Below are 18,720 nucleotides of genomic sequence, written 5' to 3'. Positions count from 1 at the left end.
ATCCCGCCGTGGCAGGCTGTCGGCCGTCATCGGCCGTATGGAGGAGCGACATGCTGTCCAGACCGCTGCGCCGTTCCGTCCGGGCCGCGGTTTCCGCGGCCGGAATCGTCCTCGTCACGCTCGGCGTCGCCGTACCGGCGGGCGCACAGGCCGGTGACCGCGCAGCGCCGTCCGGCGTACCGCGCGCGGTCGCCCGACTCGCGCCCGGCGTGTCCCTCACGACCATCCGGGCCGGGCACCCCTCGGCGACCGAGGTCTGGACGGTCACGGTCGCGATCCCCGGCGGCGGTGCGCCGCCGTCGCCGGACCCGGATGCGCCACAGACGGTGCTGGCGCCCCGGGCGGACGCCGACGCGCTGGCCGGCAAGCTGCGCGCCGCCGGGTTCGCGCCGCGGGTGGAACGCGTCGACAACCCCGCCTACGCCGACCTGCCCGCTGGCGTTCTCGGCTGGCGGGTGCGCATCGGCCGCTTCACCGACCAGGCCGCGGCCACCGCCGAGTCGACCGCGGTCAAGGCCGCCGGCTTCCTGCCCAGCGTCGACTACACCGGCGACGACGGTCATCCGACGACGGGTCCGTGGCGGATCCGGGTGCTGAGGATCGACCCGCGCCGATTCACCGGCACCGTGCGCGCGAGTTACGGCGCCGCGGTCGCCGGCCGGCAACGCACCAGCGAGATCGCCGCGGCCGACGGTGCCCTGGCGGCGGTCAACGCCGGCTTCTTCGTCATCTCACCCGACGACGGGATCCCCGGCGAGCCGGCCGGTATCGGCGAGTACGACGGAACGCTCGACAGCGAGGCGTCCAACGGCCGGGTCGCGCTGCTGCTCGACCACAACCACGCCCGGATCGCCGCGCTGTCCACCCGGCTGCTCCTGCGGTCCGACGACGGGTCCCGGACCGTGCTCGACGGGATCAACCGCAAGCCGGGCCTGATCCGAGACTGCGGTGGTGTCGGCGGTGACCAGCCGACCCAGGGGCCGCTGCAGGACATCACCTGCACCGATCCGAGCGAGATCGTGCAGTTCACCCCGGCTTTGGGTGAGGCCACACCGACCGGACCGGGCACCGAGGCCACCCTCGATGCGCACGGCCGGGTGACGTCGGTGGGCGCCCGCGGGGGCGCCGTTCCGGCCGGCGGCTCAGTCCTGCAGGGGGTCGGCGGGGGAGCAGCTTGGTTGCAGGCGCACGCCGCGGTGGGCCGACGGCTGCAGGTCGGCAGCACCGTCCACGACGGCAGCAATCATCCGGTGGCACTGCACCCCGGTCTCGACATCGTCGGCGGCGGCCCGTGGCTGGTCCGCGGCGGCCGACCCGACGTCGACGTACGGGCCGACGGAATCATGCATCCCGGCGACCCGTCGTTCATGTACGGCTGGGGGGTGCGGCGCAATCCCCGCACGATGGTCGGCGTCGATGGGCACCATCGGCTGCTGCTGGTGACCGTCGACGGCAGGCAGCCGGGGTTCAGCGCAGGAATGACCCTGGGAGAAGAAGCCCGATTCATGCGTTCTCTCGGGGCGGTCGACGCGATGAATCTCGACGGCGGCGGATCGACGACGATGGCGATCCGGGGCCGGCTGGTCAACTCGCCGTCGGACAGCACCGGTGAGCGTCCGGTGGGCGATGTGCTGGAGGTTTCCGCTCCGCGGTCCTAGTGCCTCCACGTAGTGTCGGAATTACCGAACGGAGGATTCACATGCTGATCGTGACGACCAACGATATTCCGGGATACGCCATCACCCATGTGCACGGCGAGGTATTCGGGCTCACGGTGCGCTCCCGCAACATCGGGTCGCAGATGGGCGCCGGGCTGAAGTCGATGTTCGGTGGTGAGCTCAAGGGCATGACCAAGGTGATGATCGACAGCCGCAACGAGGTCATGGGCCGGATGATCGGCGAGGCGCAGGCGCGTGGCGCCAACGCGATCGTCGGCATGCGCTTCGACACCTCGGAGATGGGCGACACCTGGACCGAGATCGTCGCCTACGGCACCGCCGTGGTGGTGACGCCGACGACCGACGACGCCAAGCAGCAGGTCAGCGCCGACGCCGGCCGGCCGGCGTGGCAGCCGACGGGATACGAATCGGCGGACGTCAAGCGCGGCTGAGCGACTAGGTCAGGCGCGTACCACGACGGCGTAGCTGCCCAGGCCGAGCATCCGTGGCCCGGCGATCTCCTCGGTGCCGGTCAGGATCGCCCGGATCGATCCGTCGGCCGGATCGAACTCCACGTCGTTCACCGTGCCGAGTCCGTCGCCGCCTTCGGTGAGAACGCGCTTGCCCATCAGGTCGCGGTCGGACTCGGCGAGCGCGGCGAGATCGCCGTCGGCGATCCGGATCGCCTCCGCCGATTCGATGGTGGCGGCGTCGCGGCCGAACGCTTTCAGGTCCGACCACGCGATGACATCGCCCGGGCCCGGCGCCTTTTTCAACCGCAGGCCGACGACGGAGGCCGTCCGCGGATCGACGACGAAGGCGCGGACCTTGGCCACCGTGGCGGCGTCCGTCGTACTGACCACCTTGTGGTTCTTCGCTTCCTTGAACCGCATCAGACACCTCCGCGCAGCCGGGTGCGGAACGCTTCGACGGCGGCACCGAACCCGGACAGGTCGTCGGTGACGAACTCCGTCGTGGCCGAGGGCACGATCAGAGCCTCGCCGGAGACGGCGATGGTGTCGGGCAGCGGGATGAGTACCGTGCGCCCGTCGCGTCCCAGCGCTTCCGTCGAATCGATGGCGTAGCCGACGACGTCGGCGGTGCGGCCGACCTCGAGGATCACGTCGACGACCTTGCCCAGGTCGACGCCGTCGTCGGTGAGTACGCGGGAGCCGAGCACGTCGCCGCCACGTGCCTCGCCCTTCTCGACCACCGTCTGACGGTCGTCGAGGGCCTGCTCGTCGGCGATCATCACCGCGTCGCGGCCCAGGCCGTGCACCGCCGACCACGGCAGTGCTTCCTTACGGGGACCGCTGAAGAGCCCGCGTCCGGCCAGGGTGAAACCCGCCACCTCACCGGCTTCGGCGCCGGCGTAGACGATGTCCTTGATCTGGGCGACGTCCTCACCGGCGAGGGTGACTACCGGGCGCTTCATGATCTCGGTGGCCCGCATCAGAACGCTCATCGACGGCCCCGCTTGGTGATGACCCCGCCCGAGCGTCGACGCGCCTGTATCGCGAGCACGCCGGCCAACAGCACGATCACCGCGACCACGATGATGATCAGCCACACCCACCACGCCATGTAGTGCCGCCTTCGCCGTCACAGAGCCGATCGAGAGGACCCGAGTCTAGTCCGACGGCAACCGGATGCCGGCCGGCGCAACCGCCCCCGCACTAGGCTTGGTCCCATGCCCGACCGCCTGACGCACGTCGACGACAGTGGTGCCGCGCGGATGGTCGACGTCGCGGACAAGCAGGTGACCGTCCGGGAGGCGTCGGCGAGCGGGCTGCTCGTTGTGTCCCCGCACGTCGTCGACCTCCTCCGGGGTGACGGCGTACCCAAGGGTGACGCGCTCGGCGTCGCCCGGATCGCCGGCATCATGGGCGCGAAGCGCACCCCGGATCTCGTGCCGTTGTGCCACCCCATCGCCTTGCACGGCATCGAGGTGGACCTCGACCTGGTCGACCGAGGCGTCCGCATCACCGCGCGCACCCGCACCGCCGACCGCACCGGTGTCGAGATGGAGGCTCTCACCGCCGTCGCGGTTGCCGGTCTGGCGCTGATCGACATGGTGAAGTCGGTCGACCGGGGGGCCGTCCTCACCGATGTCCGGGTGGAGACGAAGACCGGCGGGCGGTCCGGTGACTACCGGCGTACGACGGGGGCGAGCGATGAGTGAGCGGGTTCCGGACGGCAGCAGGGCCGTGGTGGTGACCTGCTCCAACCGCAGTGCCCGGGGTCAACGGGCGGACGAGTCGGGCCGGATTCTCGCGGCCGGGCTCGCCGACCTCGGCTTCGCGGTCGACGAACCGGTCGTGGTCCCGGACGACGTGCCCGCGATCGCTGCGGCGATCCGGGCGGGGTTGTCCGGCGGCGCCCAGCTCGTGCTGACGACGGGAGGCACCGGGGTGACCCCGACCGACGTCACTCCGGAGGCGACGCGGCCGCTGCTCGACCGGGAGATCCCCGGCATCGCCGAGGCCCTGCGGCTGTCCGCCCGGGAGCGGGTGCCGACCTCGGTGCTCAGCCGTGGGCTGGCCGGCCTGGCCGGCCGGGCGCTGGTCGTCAACCTGCCGGGCTCGCCCGGTGGTGTCCGCGACGGGCTCGCCGTCCTGGCTCCGCTGGTCGGCCACGTCCTCGCCCAGGCCGCCGGCGGAGACCATCCGGGTGGTGCCGCGTGACGGCGACGGTCGAGGTCACCGAGGCGCCGCTGTCGCCCGATCTGCACGCGAAGGCCGTCGCCGGGCCGGGCTCCGGCGCGACGGTCGTCTTCAGCGGCGTGGTCCGCGATCACGACCACGGCCGGTCGGTCGTCGAACTCGAATACGTGGCCCACCCGAGCGCGGCCGACGTGCTGCAAGCGGTGGCCGACGAGGTCGCCGCCGATCCCGCGGTGCACGCCGTGTCGGTGAGCCACCGGGTCGGAACTCTCGTGGTCGGAGACATCGCCCTCGTCGCCGCCGTCGCCGCGGCCCACCGCGGCGAGGCCTTCGCCGCCGCCGAACGCCTGGTCGACCTGGTCAAGGACCGGCTGCCGGTGTGGAAGCGGCAGCGCTTCACCGACGGATCCGACGAATGGGTCAACTGCCCCTGAACCGCGGCGTACCGGGTCGGCCGCTCATCCGCCCGCGAACGGCGGCAGGACGTCGACCACGGAACCGGCCGGCAACCGGCGGCCGGCGTCGTCGACCCGTGCGGTCGCTCCGTCGATGAGCAGGCTGCTCGCCCCCAGCACACGCGCCAGTCCGTCGCGGGGGGTCAACGCCGACACCAACTCACCGATCGTCGCCACCTCCATGCGCTCTTCGGCGCAGCCGGCCGCGGCACGCGCGCCGGCCCAGTAGCGGATGATCACCACGGCCGCCATTGTCCGCTAGTCCTGCGGGCGGCTGCCGGTCGCCGTAGGATCGAGGACAGGTTGGGCAGTCAGCTGCGTATCCGCCACCGTCGGCTGCCGGCCCACATCCCCCGGCACCGCGCCGGTACTGCTTGTGTCCGGGGGGACAGCTATGGGACCACCAGGTTCGTTCACGTCCTTGCCTCCGACCGAGTCGAGCATCGACCCGCCGCGACTCGATCTCGATGTCCGCACCCTCGGCGCCGCGAGCCAGCTCACCGTCAACGGAGAGCTTGACCTCGCGACGGCTCCCCGCCTCGAAGAGGCCCTCGACTGGCTCCGAGCCACCCGCTGCCGGCGCGTCGTCCTCGATCTGCATGGGGTGACCTTCTGCGACTGCGCCGGTCTGAGCGTGCTCGTCGAGGCCGATACGGCGATGTCGACGGGCGGGGGCCACCTGGTCATCTGCGGCCCCTCCTCGGCCCTGCGCCGGCTGCTCGGCATCACCCACCTCGACGACACGCTCGACATCGACTGACCCTCGATCGGCGCGGCGGGTGTGATCGGGTCCGCAACGGGGTAATGGTTGCCTATCGAAGGCTGGTAAAAACTGAGCTCGGATCGAACGCGATGCTCGGGAGCCCGCCACACCTCGTGGGAGGCCGATGACATTGCCCGGGACAGTGGTGCGGGCGCGTGTGCCGGCCGAGCTCATTGCCGTCGGCGACGAGACCTTGGTGGTCCTCGAAGTCTTCTTCGACGTCGAAGACCCGTTCGCGGTGCGGCTACGGCTGCACTCCGCCGGCTCGGTGGCCCAATGGGTGGTCGACCGTGGGTGCCTCATCGACGGCCTGACGTCGCAGGGCGGCGAGGGTGCGGTGCAGGTCTGCTCCGTCGCCGACTCCGACCGGCCCGGAATCCTGCTCCGGCTGGAGCATTCCGGTGACCGGACGATGGTCATGATCGACCACGACGCCCTGGCGTTGTTCCTGAACCAGTGCGAGCAACTCGTCCCGTACGGCGAGGAGACGATCGACTGGGACCTCGAGCTGACCTACGTCCTCTCGGACTAGCCCGCCGCGACCGCCCCACCTCTCATCCCGCCGCCCGCACCCCCTCGCCCCTCGCCCATGATCAAGAGGGGATTTCGGCACGAAACGCCGTACGAATCCCCTCTTGATCACGGCGGCGCCGCCCCGATTTCCATGATTGTGATCGGATTCCGTCGGCGTTTCGCGGCTTTTTCCGATCACGATCATGGAAGTTGGGGCCGCGGAAGTTGGGCGGGCTTACTCGTCGCCGTGGGGGAGGATGCACACCTTTCCGGTCTGCTGGCCGTCCGCGGCCGCATAGGCCGCCGCGGCATCCTCCAGGCCGAAGCGATCGGTCACCAGTCGCTCGGGCCGCAGCCCGGTGCGGACGAGGAAGTCGGTCAACTCCTCCATGTGCCGCAACGAGGTCACCCACGATCCGTAGAGGGTGACCTGCTTGTGCAGCAGCATCTCGGAGACGTCGATGGTGACGTCGCCGCCTTCGCCGACGAAGCTGGCCCGGCCCCAGGTCTTCAGCGCGCCCAGCGCCAGCAGTCGCCCGGGCCCCGATCCCGAGCAGTCGATGCTCGCCTCGGTGCCCTCTCCGCCGGTCGCGTCCAAGACCTGCTCCAGACCGCCGTCGCCGACGTCGATCACCTCATCGAAGAGGTCGAGCTTGCGGGCCCAGGAAAGCCGTCCCGCGGAGACCTCGGCGCCGATCACCTGCGATGCGCCCAGCGCACGTCCGAGCATCCCGGCGGCCAGCCCGACCGGGCCCAGGCCGGTCACCAGCAACCGGTCGCGTCCGGAGACCCCGATCCGGGACAGCGCCTCGAACACCGTGCCGAACCCGCAGGCCGCCAGCGCCCCGTCGACGAAGGACAGTTCGTCGGGGAGCGGGAGGCAGGTGGGTTCGTCGGCGAGCATGTACGGCGCATGGCCGCCGTCGCGCTGCCACCCGTAGGAGGCGCGCAGCGGTGAGGTGCAGCCGATCAGGTAACCGCGCTGACATTCGGCACACTGTCCGCAGCCGGAGATGTGGTAGACGGTGACCCGGTCGCCCGGCCGCAGCCGTCGGCATTCCGGGCCCACCTCGACGACGACGCCGGACGGTTCGTGTCCGGCGACGACGTCCTGGTAGGCCTCGGCGCCGGTGCCCAGGTGGTCGCGGTAGATGGCGCGCACGTCGCTGCCGCAGATCGACGACGCCATGATCGAGAGGACGACCTGCCCGGGGCCGGGTGTCGGGACGGGTACGTCGCGGATGTCGACGGTGCGCCCGCCGGGCAGGTAGACCCCGCGCATCGACGTCTGCGGTACCGGACTGGACTCAGCGATCGTGGGCATTGCCTGATCTCAGCACTGCGCCGAGGGGCGAGCTCAGTCGGGGTCTTCGCGTACGACGTCCCGCGGCCGCTTGTCGGTGCGGAGGCCCAGGTAGCGCGGATGGCGGAGCTTTCCGTCGCTGGTCCACTCCGTGAAGCCCACCTGGGCCACCAGCGCCGGTTTGACCCAGTGGGCCCGCCGCGGGAGACCCTTGCCGGTCACGGCCGGGCGGTCCTGCTCGAGCGACTGCAGCCGGGCATGCAGGTCGCGCAGGGTCGCCGTGTCGAAACCGGTGCCGACCATTCCGGCGTAGCGCAGGGCGGGTCCGTCGTAGTAGCCGAGCAGCAGCGCCCCGAATGCGATCCGGGAGCCCTTCGGCGGGGTGAATCCGCAGATCACGAACTCCTGCTGGCTGTCGCACCGGAACTTCAACCAGTCCGGCGACCGGGTCGGGACGTAGCGCGAATCGTCGCGTTTGGCGATCACGCCTTCCCAGCCCCAGCGGCAGGCCTGCTCGAATGCCGCCTCGCCGTCGCGGTTGCGGTGGACGGTGAAGCGCAGCGGATCGCCGAACGGCACCACCTGACGCAGCAGCCGCTTGCGCGCCCGCAAAGGCAACGAGCGGACGTCGTACCCGCCGGCGTGCAGGATGTCGAACACGTAATAGAAGACCGCGATGCCGGTACGCCGAGCCGCGTCGGGGTCGGTGATCTGCATCCGCCCCTGCAGGCGGTGGAAGCTGGTGTGGCCGTGTTCGAACGCCACGACCTCGCCGTCCACCACCAATCCGCCTTCGCCGTGACCGGTGAGGGCGTCGACCAGCTCGGGGTAGGTGTTCGTGAGCCGCTGTCCGGTACGGGAGGACAGCCGGACGGAGGCACTGTCGCAGATCGCGAGGCAGCGCACGCCGTCCAGCTTCCGTTCGAACAGCCAGCCGTCGCGCGAGAACCGCTCGTGGGTGAGGGTGGCGAGCATCGCCTTCGGCGCGGTCGGCAGCGCTTCCCGGCGCAGCCGGTCGCCTCCGGGCAGGGCCTCGACCATTGCGCGCAGGTCAGCCGTCGTCGTCACCGCCCTCGTCGTCGAACCCGACGATATGCCTCGACCGCCTCGTTCGGGCGGCACACGGTGTACAAACGGAGCGTGGTGAGCCGACGAGTGGCAGACCGATGAGCACGCCAGAAACCGACGCCGTGATATTCGACGTCGACGGCACGCTGGTCGACAGCAACTATCAGCACGCGCTTGCGTGGTACCGCGCGTTCCGCGGCGTGCAGATCACGCTGCCGATCTGGCGGATCCACCGGCACGTCGGCATGGGCGGCGATCGGATCATCGCGGCGTTGGCCGGTGACGACGTCGAGCGGCGCCACGGCGACACGCTGCGGGCCGGTCATGGCAACGAATTCGCCCGCATGATCGACGAGGTCGCACCGCTCGACGGTGCGCGCGACCTGCTGATCGCCTTGCAGGACAGCGGAATCGAGGTCACCATCGCCAGTTCCGGGGAGCGCGAGATGGTCGACCGCTTCCTCGACCTCATCGACGCCGGCGACGCCGTGAGCACGGTCATCAGCACGCAGGACGTCGGGCAGAGCAAGCCGGCACCGGACCTGGTGGAGACCGCGGCAAAGCAGGCGCGGGCCCACTCGCCGGTGATGATCGGCGACGCGGTGTGGGACGCCCGATCCGCGATTGACGCGGGCGTTCCGTTCGTCGCCGTGCTGAGCGGCGGATTCTCCGCACAGGAGCTGCTGGAGGCCGGCGCCTCGGCGGTCTACACGTCGCCGCGCGACATCCTGGAACACCTCGGCGACGGGCCGCTACCACGGCAGTGAGGTAGCCTGTTTCACCAGTTCGCGATCGGGCAAGCACAATGTCGGTCCAGCGAGCGTCGGCCTGCGGCACAGACCGCGGCCCAGGCGCGCGGTCAGCGCCACGCAGCGTGAACACGGCTGCGTAGTCCGGACAGAAGGCATGTCGTCGGACACACGCCAACAAGGGGGGCGACAAGCGAAGGAGTTCAGGTGAGCGCCACCGCGACCAAAACGACGCGGCCGCAGCAGGGAGGGTTCTTCGGGCACCCCCGGGGACTGTCCACGCTTTTCTTCACCGAGATGTGGGAGCGAGTCTCCTACTACGGCATGCGGGCGATCCTGCTGTACTACATGTACTCGCAGCTCAACCACGGCGGCTTGGGGATCGCCCAGTCCACGGCGGCGTCGCTGATGGCGATCTACGGCGCCGCGGTCTTCATGTCCGGCGTCATCGGAGGATGGGTCGCCGATCGGCTGCTCGGATCGCAACGCTCCATCTTCGTCGGCGGCGTCTTCATCATGTTCGGGCACATCGCGCTGTCGCTGCCATCGGGTGGGCTGACCGCGTTGTACCTGTCGATGGTGCTGATCGTGTTGGGCACGGGCCTGCTGAAGCCCAACATCTCCAACGTCGTCGGGGACCTCTACCCGGACAAGGGTGCCCGCCGGGACGCCGGTTTCAGCATCTTCTACATGAGCACCAACCTGGGTGCGTTCGTGGCGCCGTTGGTCGTCGGTGCGTTGGCGGATCACTGGAACTACCACGCGGGGTTCAGCTTCGCCGCGTTCGGCATGGCGATGGCACTCGTCTGGTACGTCGTCGGCCGCCGCAGTCTCGCCGGCGCCGGCCAGGCACCGGCAAACCCGCTGACCTCACGGGAGCGCGGCGCCGCGATGAGCCGGATCGGCGGCGCCGTCGGTGCGGTGGCCGTGGTGCTGCTCGCACTGCGTCTCACCGGTCACCTGGACGTGCAGGCCGTCGTCAATCTGATCAGCATCCTCGCCATCGTGCTGCCGACCGGCTACTTCATCGTGATGCTCCGCAGCGAGAAGACCACCCAGGTCGAGCGATCCCGGCTGCTCGCCTACATCCCGCTGTTCATCGCCTCGGTGTTCTTCTGGCTCATCGAGGAACAGGGCTCGGTGGTGCTGGCGATCTTCGCCGCCGATCGGACCGACCGCCACGTCGGCAGCTGGGCGGTACCGGCGGCGTGGTTCCAGTCCATCAACCCGCTCGCGATCGTGCTCCTCGCGCCGGTGTTCGCCGGCCTATGGCTGCGGTGGGGACGCAAACAGCCCTCGACGCCGCGCAAGTTCTCCGCGGGCCTGCTCTTCGCCGGCCTGTCCTACCTCATCATGATGCTGCCCGGGCTGCTGTTCGGGACGAGCCAGAAGGTCGGGCCGTTCTGGCTGGTCGCCAGCTTCGTCGTCGTGATCCTCGGCGAGCTGTGCCTGTCGCCGGTCGGACTGTCGGCAACCACCAAGCTCGCGCCGGCGGCGTTCGCGTCGCAGACCATGAGCCTGTGGTTCCTGTCCGATGCGGCGGCGCAGGGGATCAGCGCGCAGGTGGTCGGCACCTACAACGCGCACTCCGAGGTGACGTACTTCGGTGTCGTCGGGGGGATCGTGGTGGTCGCCGGCGTGGTCATGTACCTCATCTCGCCGGCGATCAGCCGGCGGATGCAAGGCATCCTGTGAGGTCGGCGGGCCGACTATTGTCGGGCTGAGGGAGCACCGAAGGAGCCGCCGTGCAGGTAGCCGAGGTCATGACGCCGGTCAGCGTCAGCGACTCGCCGGGACAGACGCTGCGGGCCGCGGCCGCGCAGATGTGGCGGGCCCAGACCGGTTCCCTGCTCGTCATGGAGCACGGCCTGCTGCTGGGGATCGTGACCGAGCGCGACCTGCTCCGCGCCGTTGCGGCCGGCGGGGACCTCGACGGCACGGTGGTCGGTGACGTCATGACCGCGGATGTCTACACGGTGGTGCCCGAGACGGCGATCTACGAAGCCGCCCGCCAGATGGCCGCCCGGTGGATCCGGCACCTGCCCGTCATGGCGCCGGCGCCGGTCGGCGGGGCCGGCACCGTCGTCGGTGTCGTGTCGCTGCGGGATCTCGTCGCCATCCTCGGCGCACTCGGCCAGGCCTCCGACGAGGTGGTGTTGCCGAACGACGAACTCGTGCGGTCCCGCCGGTTGACCCGTATCGAGCACGGGGACCTCGATTGACCGGGGACAGCCGCCGGGACGACGACGCCGACCGGACGGCACCAGATGAGCCACGGGTCGTGCCGGACCGCTCCGACGAGGACACCGACCTGGGTTGGGGCGAGCTACCCGAATCCGACGACGACGAGCGCATCACCCGCGAACGGCCACCCCACCACGGGGGCTAGCCGCGTCCTCAGGGCGGATGGAGCGCGACCGTGACGCGGTCGGCCGCTGCCCCGGCGAGCAGGCCGGCAACCGGCTCGGGAGCGGCGAGAACGACGAGCGCCCCGTCCGTCGCCGACGCCGCGCGCGGGCGCGGCACGGTGACGACCGGCAGGTCGCGGGCGATCACCGTCGCCGGTCCTGACTCGGCACCGGCCGGGACCGCGAGGACGTCGACGCGGTCGCCGGGGTGGAGCAGCGCGGCGGTGTCGGCGTCGGCCAGGCGCACCGGCACCGACACCGTGCCCGGGCCATGCGCGGCTGTGGCCGGAGCGGCGTCGGCGAACCGGACGTCGGTCAGCGGCTCACCTTGTCGCACGGGTGCGGCCAGGCGCCGGCCGGAGATCCGGTCGCCCGGTCGCAGGACGCCGTGCGGGGCGGCGGCCCGGGGCAGCGTCTCCGGTCGCACGGCGGCAGCCGACAGAAGGCGGCCGGCGGCCAGATCGCGCGCGGCGACGAGGACGGTGAGGGTGGGCACCGGACGGGTCGGGGGATCCGGCGCATGCGCCCGGGCGGCGAGCAGCGCGGCGCCACCCAGCAGACCCAGCGCCAGGAGCCGCCGCGGCCATCGGGCCAGCCGCGAGACCGTCGCGAGCCGCGACCGCAACCGCTCCCGGATGTCGACACCTGCCATGGTCCGACCGTAGGAACGACGGCCGCTGCAGGGGGCATCCCTGCTGCATCTGGGGACGGTCGACGCCCTGTGGACGGCCGGAGCGAGAAACCCAACTTCGTGCTAGCGGCCGGTCCGGACCCGTACTGTCGGTCCGTGAGCGGCGCTGTGAAGCCCTCGGCTGCGGTCGCCGGAAGCGGGCTCGTCCTCGGCGTGCTTGCCTCCAGCCAGTTCCTCATGACCCTCGACACGTCGGTCATGAACGTCTCGATCCGCCAGGTCGCGGCCGACGTCGGCACCACCGTCACCGGCATCCAGACCGCGATCACCCTGTACACGCTCGTGATGGCGTCGTTCATGATCACCGGAGGCAAGATCGGGGCGATCATCGGACGCCGGAGGGCCTTCGGCATCGGCCTGGTCGTCTACGCCGCCGGCTCGCTGACCACCGCCCTCGCGCCAAGCCTCGGCGTACTGCTGATCGGGTGGTCCGTTCTCGAAGGGCTTGGCGCCGCGCTGATCATGCCGGCAATCGTGGCGCTAGTGGCCGCCAACGTCCCGCAGGAGCGCCGCACTTCCGCCTACGGGCTGATCGCGGCAGCGAGCGCCGTCGCGGTGGCGGTCGGCCCGCTCATCGGCGGTGCCGTGACCACCTTCGCGTCGTGGCGCTGGGTCTTCGTCGCCGAGGTGGTGATCGTGGCGGCGATCCTTCCGGTGTTGCGCAAGGTGCATGACAACCCGCCCACGGCTCGGACGCACTTCGACCTGGTGGGAGCTGTGCTGTCGATCGTCGGCCTGTCGATGACGGTCTTCGGGGTGCTGCGCTCAGGGGACTGGGGCTGGGTTTCCGCCAAGCCCGACGCTCCCACCCTCTTCGGTACGTCGCCCGTCATCTGGCTCGTGATCGGCGGCCTGCTGGTCCTCTTCGCCTTCTTCGAATGGGAGGCGCATGTCGTGAGCCGGGGCGTGGAGCCGATGGTCCGCCCGGCCATGCTGCGCAACCGCCGGCTCGCCGGTGGGCTGTCGATGTTCTTCGTCCAGTTCTTCCTTCAGGCCGGGGTGTTCTTCACCATCCCGCTGTTCCTCTCCGTCGTACTGGAGCTCTCGGCCCTGCAGACGGGCGCCCGCCTTCTTCCGCTGTCCTTCGCTCTGCTCATCAGTGCGCTCGGCGTGCCGAAGTTCTTTCCGGGGGCCCGGCCGCGGCTGGTGGTGCGGCTCGGGGTGCTGTCGATGGTCGCGGGCACGCTGGTGTTGATCGGCGGGATCGACCCGGGGGCGGACGCCAGCATCGTCTTCATCCCGATGTTGTTCCTGGGCCTCGGGATGGGCGCTCTGGCCTCACAGCTCGGAGCGGTGACCGTGTCGGCCGTGCCCGACGATCAGAGCGCCGAGGTCGGCGGCCTGCAGAACACCGTCACCAACTTCGGCGCCTCGTTGGGGACCGCGCTCGTCGGCGCCGTGCTCATCTCCTCGCTCACCACGGGCCTGGCGAGCGGCATCGAGGCGAGCGGGTCGATTCCGCCGGACCTCAAGGCCAAGGCCTCGACCGAGCTGGCCGGCGGGGTGCCGTTCGTCTCCGACACCGACCTGAAGGCCGCGCTGGCGAAGGCCGACGTGCCGGCACCGGTGGCCGACGAGGTCGTGAAGGCGAACAGCACGGCCCGCGTTGCGGCGTTGCGTTCTTCGTTGTGGGTGGTCGCGCTGTTCGGCACCGGTGCGCTGTTTCTGACCGGCCTGGTCCCTACGGTCCCGATCGGACGTCGAGCCGAAGACCAGGACGCACCACCCGAGGTCGCGACGGCCTAGGTCGCGGCGGCCTTGGGACTGCTCGTGGACCCCGACGTCGAGCCCGAGGTGGACTTGGACGACGAGTCCGACGAGCTCGACTTGTCCGACGAGCCGCCTTCGGAACTCTTCGCGGACGAGTCGGACTTCGCCGCGGCGCTGTCCTTCCCGCTCTTCGCGTTTTCGCCCTTGCCTGCACCGTTCTTCGAGCCGTTCGCGGCCCGGCTGTCGGTCCGGTAGAAGCCCGAGCCCTTGAAGACGACCCCGACCGGGGAGAAGACCTTGCGCAGCCGACCCTCGCAGATCGGACAGGTCGTCAGTGCCGTGTCACTGAACGACTGGACCTTCTCGAATTGGTGGCCGCACGCCGACTCGGTGCAGGCGTACTGATACGTCGGCACACCGACCTCCTGTTTTGGCACTCTCGCGTGGTGACTGCTAACCCCTATGGTGCGCTATGACCCGGCCTGTCGTCCACTGGGGGCATCCCACGGGCGGAATCTCCGCCTAACGGGACCCACCCGAGGGCAGGGGTCACGGCCACTGTGACACGCCTGTCGTGCGGCTCGTCGGGCAGCTGGTCGAGCAGTTCGTCGTCATACAGCAGCGCCGCCACCGGGGTCGGGGCCGGTACGGCGGCCAGCGCCCGGTCGTAGTAGCCGCCGCCGCGGCCCAGGCGCCGGCCCGCCCGGTCGGCGGCCAGGGCGGGCACCAGCACCACGTCGACCTCGGCGAGCGCGTCGGGACCAAGGCGCGCGCCGACCGGCTCACGCAGCGATAGGGGGCCGGCCTGCAGCTGGTCCGCGCCGGCGTAGACCGCCCAGTCCAGGGCCGGCGACCCCGCGACGACGACCGGCAGGACGACGCGGTCGACCCGGGCCCGGAGCGCGTCGAGCAGCTCCACCGATCCGGGTTCGGTGCCGACCGGGACATACGCCGCGATCGACCGGGCCGCCCGCACCGGTCCGGCCATCAGCACCTGGCGGCACAGGTCGGAGGCCGCGCGGGCGAGCGCCGCAGGGTCGGTGCGGGCGCGTACCGCGAGCAGCGAGCGCCGAAGCTCGGCCTTTCCGCGCGACTCCACCGGCACAGGATCGCGCCGTCGGTGCCCTTCCCGCCAGGCCCACCCTTTAGTCTCCGGGAATGCCAGCTTCGGAGAGCGCCAGCCCACCCCGCAAGGCCGTGATCCCCGCCGCCGGGTTCGGCACCCGCTTCCTGCCGGCCGCGAAGGCCGTGCCGAAGGAGCTCTTCCCGGTGGTGGACATACCGGCGTTGCAGTACATCGTCGAGGAGGCGGTGGACGCCGGCCTCGGCGACGTCCTGGTGGTCACCGGGCGCGGCAAGGATGCGATCGCCGACCACTTCGACCGTGCGCCGGAGCTCGAGGCCGCGTTGATCGAGAAGGGCGACGACGAGCGGCTCCAGTCGGTCATCCGGCCGGCGGAGCTTGCCAACATGCAGTTCGTGCGGCAGGGCGAGCCCAAGGGTCTCGGCCACGCGGTGCTCTGCTCCGCCTCCTACGTCGGCTCCGAGCCGTTCGCGGTGATGCTCGGCGACGACCTCATCGACGCCCGCGATCCGCTGCTGTCGACCATGCTCGAGGTCCAGGGCGCCCACGGCGGGTGTGTGGTCGCGCTGCTCGAGGTGCCGCGCAGTCAGGTCTCGATGTACGGCTGCGTGGCGGCGAGCCGAACCGATGACGAGCGGGTGGTGCGGGTCACCGACCTGGTCGAGAAGCCACAGCCGGAAGACGCCCCGAGCAATCTGGCGATCATCGGCCGCTACGTCCTGTCGCCGCGGATCTTCGACGTGCTGCGCAACACCCCGCCGGGTCGAGGCGGCGAGATCCAGCTCACGGATGCCCTGCTGGGGTTGGTCGAGGCAGGCGAACCGGTGCACGGCGTGGTCTTCCGCGGCCGGCGCTACGACACCGGAGATCGCGGCGACTACCTGCGGGCGATCGTCCGGCTGGCCTGCGACCGCGAGGACATCGGGCCGGAGTTCCGTCGGTGGCTCGAGGACTTCGTGGCGGGTCGCGCGTGACATCGCATCCCATGCGCACCGTCGACGAGCAACTGGAACGGGTTCTGGCCCAGGTGCGAGCGCCGGACCCGATCGAGCTCGCGCTCCTCGACGCGCAGGGCCTGATGTGCGCCGAGGAGGTCGTGGCTGAGGCGCCACTGCCGGGGTTCGACAACTCCTCGATGGACGGCTACGCGGTGCGGGCCGACGACGTACGTACCGCCAGCGAGGACGACCCGGTCACCCTCCCGGTGGTGGGCGACGTGGCCGCCGGCTCCCGGGCTCCTGATCGAGTGGGCAAGGGCCAGTCCGTGCGGATCATGACCGGAGCTCCGATGCCCGCCGGGGCGGACTCCGTGGTGCCGGTCGAGTGGACCGACGGAGGTGTCGCGCGGGTGTCGATCCGGCAGGCGCCGACGCCGGGCCACTACATCCGGCGGATCGGGGAGGACGTCGAGCCCGGTGACGTCGCGGTCAGCGTCGACACGCCGATCGGGCCGGCGCAGGTCGGGCTGCTCGCCGCGGTCGGACGATCCCGCGTCCTGGTGCGACCGCGACCCCGGGTCGTCGTGATCTCGACCGGTTCGGAGCTCGTGGAGGTCGGCGGCGAGCCCGGCCCGGGCGAGATCGTCGACGTCAACAGCTACTCCCTGGCCGCGGCCGCCCGCGAGGCCGGCGCCGAGGTCTACCGGGCCGGGATCGTCGAGGACGACAAGCGTCGCCTCCTGGAGGTCCTCGAGGGACAGCTGCTGCGTGCCGACATGCTCGTGACCAGCGGCGGGGTCAGCGCCGGCGCGTTCGACGTCGTGAAAGAGGCGCTCCAGGAGCTCGGCACGGTGTCCTTCGACCGGATCGCGATGCAGCCCGGCATGCCGCAGGGCTTCGGCACGCTAGGCGCCGGCGGGACACCGTTCTTCGGCCTGCCGGGCAATCCGGTCAGCGCGCTGGTCTCGTTCGAGATCTTCGTCCGCCCGGCGATCCGGTTGATGCTGGGCAAGAACCGGCTGTTCCGGCGCAGCCTCGAGGCCACGGCCGCCGAGGACTTCGACAGCCCCGCGGAGAAGCGTCAGTATCGCCGTGGCCTGCTCCACCGCGAGGACGACGGCAGCTACGGTGTCACCCCGGTCGGCGGGCCCGGATCGCACCTGTTGGCCAGCATGGCGCAGGCGAACTGTCTGATCGTCACCGATGAGGAGACGACCAAGGTCAGCCGGGGCGACACCGTGACCGTCCTCCCGATCCTGCCAGCGGGGTCGTGATCCACAGTGGACAGCCGACGGCACCCGGGATGGCCTGCGACCCTCGCGCACGCAAAGGTGGGGCTACGGCCGCTGCGAGCGCGTGACGCCGCGGTCTGGAGCCAGCTGCGGGTGTCCAACGAAGCCTGGCTCTCCCCGTGGGAACCGTCCTCGCCCCAGTCGTGGGCCGACCGGCACTCGATGTCGGCGTTCCTCGCGATGCTCAATCGACTGCGCCGGCAGACCCGTACGGGTTCCGTGCTGCCGTTCGCCGTCACCTACGACGGCGCGCTCGTCGGTCAGCTGACCGTGGCCAACATCGTGCGTGGCGCCCTGCGGTCGGCCCAGATCGGCTACTGGGTCGACCGGTCGGTGGCCGGCCGCGGCGTGATCACGGTCGCCGTCGCGCTCGCGACGGACCACTGTTTCGGCCCTGTCGGTCTGCACCGGGTCCAGATCGACATCCGACCGGAGAATGCCGCGAGCCGCCGGGTGGTCGAGAAGCTGGGCTTTCGGGAGGAGGCGTACTTCGTGCGCTACCTCGACATCGACGGCGGATTCCGCGACCACATCGGCTATGCCCTCACCGTCGAGGACTGCCCGCGTCGCATGGTGACGCGGTTGAGTGCCGACGCCGGACAGTGAGATCGGGTACGACGCCGCACGCTACGCACGACACACCGCGTTACCTCCCGCATCGACCGGTCGCTCCTGGTTAGCGTTGGGTCACTGTTGTGACCGGGGTGACGGGAGGGGGCCTGGTGAGCTCGACGATCCTGACCGCCATCGTCCTTGTCGTCATGTGGGTCGTTGTGCTGGTGCCGATGTTCGCCCGCAACCGGGGCGACGGAGTCGAACTCCGCTCGGTGGAAGAGTTCAGCGGCGCCATGCGGGTGCTGTCCCGGCAGACGTCAGGGCCGGCGGCGTTCGCGCACGACGAGGACTACGTAGACCGGTCCGCGCGGGAGGAGATGCTCCTCCGCCGCCGGCGCGCCCTGGGCACCCTCGTCATGCTCACCCTCGTCACGCTCCTGCTCGCCATCGGCTGGCGACCGGTCTGCTGGATCCCGCAGGCCGGCTTCGACCTGCTGCTCGCCGGCTATCTCTGGTCGCTGCGCAAGGAAGTACTCCGGGAGCGCAGCCGGCGGGACCGTCCGGCGGTGCCGCGTCCCCGCGTGGCCGACGTACCGCATCCGGCGCCCGTCCAGCGCCGTCCGGCCGGCCAGCGTCCGGTCGCCCGGCCGGCGTTCACCTCGGCCGCGCACGGACACGACGCGGGGCAGGACAGCGACGTCCTGGCGTCCCGTCGCGCGGCCAGTGGCTGAGCCCCCTGCCGGCTGCTGGCCGCGTGGCATCCCCGCGCCTGGTAATCTCGTCCCCGGTCCCGGGGGCTGTGGCGCAGTCCGGTAGCGCACCTCGTTCGCATCGAGGGGGTCAGGGGTTCGAATCCCCTCAGCTCCACCC

The 18,720-nt window shown here is 70.8% G+C and carries 25 protein-coding genes and 1 tRNA gene; 17 read left to right on the top strand and 9 right to left on the bottom strand.

The annotated features are described in order from the left end of the window. Window positions 1-50 precede the first annotated feature (50 nt). Window positions 51-1,658: a phosphodiester glycosidase family protein gene (locus VGH85_07055; protein HEY2173555.1), complete on the top strand. Its 1,608-nt coding sequence runs from the start codon at window positions 51-53 to the stop codon at window positions 1,656-1,658. A 41-nt stretch (window positions 1,659-1,699) separates the two neighbouring features. Beyond that, window positions 1,700-2,110 carry a YbjQ family protein gene (locus tag VGH85_07050; GenBank protein ID HEY2173554.1) on the top strand — a complete coding sequence of 137 codons (411 nt, stop codon included), beginning with the start codon at window positions 1,700-1,702 and terminating at the stop codon, window positions 2,108-2,110. Window positions 2,111-2,119: 9 nt separating this feature from the next. On the opposite strand, the gene VGH85_07045 is transcribed toward VGH85_07050, so the two are convergent. The 3 genes from VGH85_07045 to VGH85_07035 are packed head-to-tail and all read right to left on the bottom strand — an operon-like array spanning window position 2,120 to window position 3,242. After that, complete coding sequence (locus VGH85_07045; protein ID HEY2173553.1) at window positions 2,120-2,551, bottom strand: PRC-barrel domain-containing protein; 432 nt, start codon at window positions 2,549-2,551, stop codon at window positions 2,120-2,122. Next, window positions 2,551-3,123, bottom strand: a complete 573-nt coding sequence (locus VGH85_07040) for a PRC-barrel domain-containing protein (protein ID HEY2173552.1) — start codon at window positions 3,121-3,123, stop codon at window positions 2,551-2,553. The genes VGH85_07045 and VGH85_07040 overlap by 1 nt, the downstream gene beginning before the upstream one ends. Continuing rightward, on the bottom strand, window positions 3,120-3,242 hold the full coding sequence (locus VGH85_07035) for a hypothetical protein (GenBank protein HEY2173551.1): 123 nt from the start codon (window positions 3,240-3,242) through the stop codon (window positions 3,120-3,122). The genes VGH85_07040 and VGH85_07035 overlap by 4 nt, the downstream gene beginning before the upstream one ends. 106 nt (window positions 3,243-3,348) lie before the next feature. On the opposite strand from VGH85_07035, the gene moaC reads away from it, so the two are divergent. From moaC to VGH85_07020, 3 genes are read left to right on the top strand one after another with little or no spacing between them, the layout of a single operon-like run. Continuing rightward, window positions 3,349-3,840, top strand: coding sequence for a cyclic pyranopterin monophosphate synthase MoaC (gene moaC / locus VGH85_07030; GenBank protein ID HEY2173550.1), 492 nt, complete (start codon window positions 3,349-3,351; stop codon window positions 3,838-3,840). A gap of 28 nt (window positions 3,841-3,868) precedes the next feature. Next, complete coding sequence (locus tag VGH85_07025) at window positions 3,869-4,342, top strand: molybdenum cofactor synthesis domain-containing protein (GenBank protein HEY2173549.1); 474 nt, start codon at window positions 3,869-3,871, stop codon at window positions 4,340-4,342. Beyond that, complete coding sequence (locus tag VGH85_07020; GenBank protein ID HEY2173548.1) at window positions 4,339-4,755, top strand: molybdenum cofactor biosynthesis protein MoaE; 417 nt, start codon at window positions 4,339-4,341, stop codon at window positions 4,753-4,755. Before VGH85_07025 ends, VGH85_07020 begins: the two co-directional genes overlap by 4 nt. 24 nt (window positions 4,756-4,779) lie before the next feature. Here VGH85_07020 and VGH85_07015 read toward each other — a convergent pair whose 3' ends face one another. Then, window positions 4,780-5,028, bottom strand: coding sequence for a MoaD/ThiS family protein (locus tag VGH85_07015; GenBank protein HEY2173547.1), 249 nt, complete (start codon window positions 5,026-5,028; stop codon window positions 4,780-4,782). Window positions 5,029-5,197: 169 nt separating this feature from the next. Here VGH85_07015 and VGH85_07010 point away from each other — a divergent pair, with 169 nt between their 5' ends. Together VGH85_07010 and VGH85_07005 are read left to right on the top strand one after the other, a co-directional pair. Continuing rightward, entirely contained in the window at window positions 5,198-5,536 is a 339-nt protein-coding gene (locus VGH85_07010; protein ID HEY2173546.1) for an STAS domain-containing protein, read from the top strand. 127 nt (window positions 5,537-5,663) lie between these two features. Beyond that, window positions 5,664-6,071 (top strand): SsgA family sporulation/cell division regulator, encoded by a 408-nt coding sequence (locus tag VGH85_07005; protein HEY2173545.1) that lies wholly within the window; start codon window positions 5,664-5,666, stop codon window positions 6,069-6,071. A 216-nt stretch (window positions 6,072-6,287) separates the two neighbouring features. Here the strand turns inward: VGH85_07005 and VGH85_07000 are convergent, their stop codons facing one another. Further along, the gene (locus VGH85_07000; GenBank protein ID HEY2173544.1) at window positions 6,288-7,376 is read right to left on the bottom strand and encodes a zinc-binding dehydrogenase; all 1,089 of its coding nucleotides are present in this window, start codon (window positions 7,374-7,376) and stop codon (window positions 6,288-6,290) included. 33 nt (window positions 7,377-7,409) lie between these two features. Continuing rightward, window positions 7,410-8,423 (bottom strand): non-homologous end-joining DNA ligase, encoded by a 1,014-nt coding sequence (gene ligD, locus VGH85_06995; GenBank protein HEY2173543.1) that lies wholly within the window; start codon window positions 8,421-8,423, stop codon window positions 7,410-7,412. A 98-nt stretch (window positions 8,424-8,521) separates the two neighbouring features. Between ligD and VGH85_06990 the strand changes: the two genes are divergently transcribed. From VGH85_06990 to VGH85_06975, 4 genes are all read left to right on the top strand, one after another. Then, entirely contained in the window at window positions 8,522-9,190 is a 669-nt protein-coding gene (locus tag VGH85_06990) for an HAD family hydrolase (GenBank protein ID HEY2173542.1), read from the top strand. Window positions 9,191-9,379: 189 nt separating this feature from the next. Then, window positions 9,380-10,867, top strand: a complete 1,488-nt coding sequence (locus VGH85_06985; protein ID HEY2173541.1) for a peptide MFS transporter — start codon at window positions 9,380-9,382, stop codon at window positions 10,865-10,867. Between the two features lie 50 nt (window positions 10,868-10,917). Beyond that, window positions 10,918-11,394: a CBS domain-containing protein gene (locus VGH85_06980; GenBank protein ID HEY2173540.1), complete on the top strand. Its 477-nt coding sequence runs from the start codon at window positions 10,918-10,920 to the stop codon at window positions 11,392-11,394. Next, the gene (locus VGH85_06975; protein HEY2173539.1) at window positions 11,391-11,561 is read left to right on the top strand and encodes a hypothetical protein; all 171 of its coding nucleotides are present in this window, start codon (window positions 11,391-11,393) and stop codon (window positions 11,559-11,561) included. The genes VGH85_06980 and VGH85_06975 overlap by 4 nt, the downstream gene beginning before the upstream one ends. An 8-nt stretch (window positions 11,562-11,569) precedes the next feature. On the opposite strand, the gene VGH85_06970 is transcribed toward VGH85_06975, so the two are convergent. Then, complete coding sequence (locus tag VGH85_06970; GenBank protein ID HEY2173538.1) at window positions 11,570-12,232, bottom strand: SAF domain-containing protein; 663 nt, start codon at window positions 12,230-12,232, stop codon at window positions 11,570-11,572. 135 nt (window positions 12,233-12,367) lie between these two features. Here VGH85_06970 and VGH85_06965 point away from each other — a divergent pair, with 135 nt between their 5' ends. Then, window positions 12,368-14,017 (top strand): MFS transporter, encoded by a 1,650-nt coding sequence (locus VGH85_06965; protein HEY2173537.1) that lies wholly within the window; start codon window positions 12,368-12,370, stop codon window positions 14,015-14,017. On the opposite strand, the gene VGH85_06960 is transcribed toward VGH85_06965, so the two are convergent. Both VGH85_06960 and VGH85_06955 read right to left on the bottom strand, forming a co-directional pair. Further along, window positions 14,014-14,397, bottom strand: coding sequence for an FmdB family zinc ribbon protein (locus VGH85_06960; GenBank protein HEY2173536.1), 384 nt, complete (start codon window positions 14,395-14,397; stop codon window positions 14,014-14,016). The two genes, VGH85_06965 and VGH85_06960, sit on opposite strands and share 4 nt — an antisense overlap. Before the next feature lie 44 nt (window positions 14,398-14,441). After that, a complete protein-coding gene (locus VGH85_06955; protein ID HEY2173535.1) occupies window positions 14,442-15,080 on the bottom strand; it encodes a 5-formyltetrahydrofolate cyclo-ligase in 639 nt (212 codons plus the stop codon). Window positions 15,081-15,139: 59 nt separating this feature from the next. Between VGH85_06955 and VGH85_06950 the strand changes: the two genes are divergently transcribed. The 5 genes from VGH85_06950 (at window position 15,140) to VGH85_06930 (ending at window position 18,717) form a co-directional block, all read left to right on the top strand. After that, the gene (locus tag VGH85_06950; protein HEY2173534.1) at window positions 15,140-16,039 is read left to right on the top strand and encodes a UTP--glucose-1-phosphate uridylyltransferase; all 900 of its coding nucleotides are present in this window, start codon (window positions 15,140-15,142) and stop codon (window positions 16,037-16,039) included. 11 nt (window positions 16,040-16,050) lie between these two features. Then, window positions 16,051-17,277: a gephyrin-like molybdotransferase Glp gene (gene glp, locus VGH85_06945; protein ID HEY2173533.1), complete on the top strand. Its 1,227-nt coding sequence runs from the start codon at window positions 16,051-16,053 to the stop codon at window positions 17,275-17,277. 57 nt (window positions 17,278-17,334) lie between these two features. Beyond that, window positions 17,335-17,901 carry a GNAT family protein gene (locus VGH85_06940; protein HEY2173532.1) on the top strand — a complete coding sequence of 189 codons (567 nt, stop codon included), beginning with the start codon at window positions 17,335-17,337 and terminating at the stop codon, window positions 17,899-17,901. Between the two features lie 116 nt (window positions 17,902-18,017). After that, window positions 18,018-18,581: a hypothetical protein gene (locus VGH85_06935; protein ID HEY2173531.1), complete on the top strand. Its 564-nt coding sequence runs from the start codon at window positions 18,018-18,020 to the stop codon at window positions 18,579-18,581. Between the two features lie 62 nt (window positions 18,582-18,643). After that, window positions 18,644-18,717 (top strand) — tRNA-Ala (locus VGH85_06930). The last annotated feature ends 3 nt before the right edge of the window (window positions 18,718-18,720 follow it).

It is taken from the genome of Mycobacteriales bacterium, assembly GCA_036497565.1.
Classification (GTDB): Bacteria; Actinomycetota; Actinomycetes; order Mycobacteriales; family QHCD01; genus DASXJE01.
The sequence above is the reverse complement of the archived record's forward strand: the minus strand, read 5'-3'. Positions and strand labels throughout refer to the sequence as shown.